The 2,966-nt window shown below is 28.5% G+C and carries 3 protein-coding genes; 1 reads left to right on the top strand and 2 read right to left on the bottom strand.

What is annotated here, in order from left to right; translation table 11 throughout:
• Window positions 1–335 precede the first annotated feature (335 nt).
• The gene (locus ACH2BO_RS13685; RefSeq protein ID WP_395045294.1) at window positions 336–560 is read left to right on the top strand and encodes a hypothetical protein; all 225 of its coding nucleotides are present in this window, start codon (window positions 336–338) and stop codon (window positions 558–560) included.
• A 920-nt stretch (window positions 561–1,480) separates the two neighbouring features.
• On the opposite strand, the gene ACH2BO_RS13680 is transcribed toward ACH2BO_RS13685, so the two are convergent.
• Together ACH2BO_RS13680 and ACH2BO_RS13675 are read right to left on the bottom strand one after the other, a co-directional pair.
• Complete coding sequence (locus tag ACH2BO_RS13680) at window positions 1,481–2,032, bottom strand: DUF4372 domain-containing protein (RefSeq protein WP_395045293.1); 552 nt, start codon at window positions 2,030–2,032, stop codon at window positions 1,481–1,483.
• Window positions 2,033–2,392: 360 nt separating this feature from the next.
• A partial coding sequence (locus tag ACH2BO_RS13675) for a tRNA-(ms[2]io[6]A)-hydroxylase (protein WP_395045292.1) occupies window positions 2,393–2,966 on the bottom strand: 574 nt, incomplete at its 5' end.

Below are 2,966 nucleotides of genomic sequence, written 5' to 3'. Positions count from 1 at the left end.
AGAGAAGTTAAGTCCGATTGCGCAGATGGTACTGCAATTTGTGGGAGAGTATGTCGCCGCCTTTCTTTAAAACCCTATTCTATTTGGATAGGGTTTTTTAATTTTATAATATGTCTTGTCCTGAAATAGCGATACACAAATTTCATCGTTATGGAAAATACCCATGAAAACCACTTTGTAATGTGTACACAAAAAGACAACACAATGTCTTTTAAATTACAGGTTGTTCAAGAAATAGAACAAGGAAGCTTATCAACTCATCAAGCTCGTTCAAAAATAGTAGGAAGATTACGAAAATTGGTAACTTTGATTGGGAAAATTAAACACCATCAAATATGCCAAAATCTCCTGAACAAAAAATAATGGAACTTGAAGTTCAAGTTAAGTTATTAGAAAAACAAAAAGCATTTTTAGAACAACAAGCTTTTGTTGCCGATAAGAAAGCCATCATTTTTGATATGATGATTGATATGGCAGAAAAAGAGTATAAAATTGATATCCGAAAAAACTCATTACCCGAACAATCGACCAATTTAAAGAACAACAAAAACAAACAGTAATGTTTGCCTGTACTTTGTTCGGGATAGATAGACAGGTTTATAACAGAAAAAACGACACATTATCAAACAAGATAAGGCAAAAAAAGTTATGGATATAGTATATGAAATTAGAAAAAAAATGCCAAGAATAGGGACGAAAAAGCTCTATTATTTGTTAAATCAAGATTTAAAAAAATTAATGTCAGAAAAAAAATAAAAACAATTGTTTTTATTTTTTAATTTGTTGTTATACAGTTTTTAACTTATAATTATCTATGATTTCTCAAAACTAGGATTCAAAAAAAGGATAATTCTTCTACTTATGCTTTATCAATAATACAGTCTTTTTCTGGATTTTCTAAAAATTTTATCAGTTGTATATAATTGAAAAGATGAATTTTACAAAAACTAACCAAGTTTAAAAAAGCCCAGCTCCTTTTTAATTTCTTTTTGATTACTGCCATTAGCAGATTAACAATTAAAACACAATAAATCTGAATTTTATTAGCATTTTCATTTTCTTCTAAAAAATATCGCAACGTAAAATTATATTTTAATTTCTTGAATAATAATTCTATTTGCTATCTAACTTTATACAATCCTGGGATTAAATCGGCTCATAACATAAACAAATTTGTAAAAATTCAAATTCTCGTTTATTTTCTCGGTCATAAAAAGTTACTTTTTTGTAATTTTAACTTGATTATTTCCTTCTCTTTTTTTACTTCTGCTTCAATTATTTTATCACATAAAACACCGCTAAGAACACGTTCTGGTATTTCTAAATTTTTAATTTCGTCATACAAATCGTTGTTTTTAGTCGGGTTACAAATCCTGTTTTATGTTCTGTAAAATGCTTGAATGACTTGTAATCATTGCATCCATTATCAAAAACATAAACTGTGTTGTCGTCACATTTTAACTTTTCTAAAAAATTATGGTCATGTTACCGCTTGACTAAACCAAACTAAATTAGGAACTATTTCATCTGCATTTATTACGGTATGAACTTTTATTCCGCCATTACTTTTTCCATCTTTTGACTTTCTTCCTACACAACTTAAAATATCTTTAAACAAAATAATGGTGCTACTGTCAACAATTTTAACTTGCTTATTTAGAACATTTTCAATTAGACTGTCCGATAAAACCGAACTATATTGATGTAATAATTTATTGTAAATTTCTTCAAAGAACTCAACCTTTCTATTCTTAATTGCAACTGATAAGTTACTTCGTTTTGGTACCTGACTCAACTGAAAACTTTCTGTCTTCACTGACAATCCATGTATAGCTCCTGAAACTTCTCGAAGAGCATTACACTTAGCAAACGAGCAAAAAAGCATGCTTATCAAATGGTCTTTACTCTTAAGACGCTTTACATATCTATTAGAGTCAGTCTTTTTAACTGCGTCTTTTATTTTTTTGTCATCAATTAAAGAAATCAGCTGTCCAAAAACAGATTTGCTAGAAAAATAGTTACTTTTGCTCATCGTTTTTTGTATTTCACAAAACAAATTTACGATTCATTTAAAGAAGCTATCTATTTGGCTTCTTTTTTATCGGACAACAATGATTGATAAATACAATCAAGACCTTCCAATTATGAAACAAATAATAAAATAACAGTACAAATTTATACTGAAAAGAGTCTTCATTTATCAAACCATATGCTAACACAAAATCAAATACACGAGCAAAGTAAACTAATAATGAAAACCTATAAAACTAAAAACAACACCAAAAATATTTATGATACAGTTTAATTTATCTGTTTTTGTCAAATAATCTGTATCGATTATTTAGGACTTGTCAATAAGAAGAATATAACTATAAAAAACAAGTATTATATTCTATCCATGAATAGTTTCTTCTTTACCATATTTTGTAATTAAAACTCCTTCAAATTCTATCCATTCTTTCCATCGCTTGTCTACGTCTACTTTTTCTGAATATTTTCTGGCAAATGCAAGAAAAGAAGTGTAATGTCCTGCTTCGCTTATCATTAACTCTCTATAAAAAGTGGCTAATTTAGTATCTTTTATATTTTGAGAAAGAACTTTAAAACGTTCACAACTTCTTGCTTCAATCATTGCTGAGAATAATAATCTATCAACAAAAGCGTCGTTGCGACTTCCATCTTTTTTAAGAAATTTAAATAACTCATTCACATAGTGGTCTTTTCGCTCTCTTCCTAAAGTTAATCCACGTTCTTTAATAATGTTGTGAACCATTTGAAAATGATCTAATTCTTCTTTAGCAATTTCAAGTAATGAAGTTACTAATTCCTCATGTTCTGAATTTTGAGTGATTAATGTAATTACGTTTGTTGCGGCTTTTTGTTCGCACCAAGCATGATCTGTCAATATTTCTTCAATATTTGATTCTACAATAGTTACCCATCTTGGATCTGTGGCAAGTTTTAAT

Source organism: Flavobacterium sp., assembly GCF_043773265.1.
Taxonomy (GTDB): Bacteria; Bacteroidota; Bacteroidia; order Flavobacteriales; family Flavobacteriaceae; genus Flavobacterium.
Note: the sequence above shows the minus strand (reverse complement) of the source record. Positions and strands in the feature narration are given on the sequence as shown.

Coding starts and splice junctions, on each gene's coding strand:
- ACH2BO_RS13685 (WP_395045294.1), top strand. CDS start 336: ATGCCAAAATCTCCTGAACAAAAAATAATGGAACTTGAAGTTCAAGTT.
- ACH2BO_RS13680 (WP_395045293.1), bottom strand. CDS start 2,032: ATGAGCAAAAGTAACTATTTTTCTAGCAAATCTGTTTTTGGACAGCTG.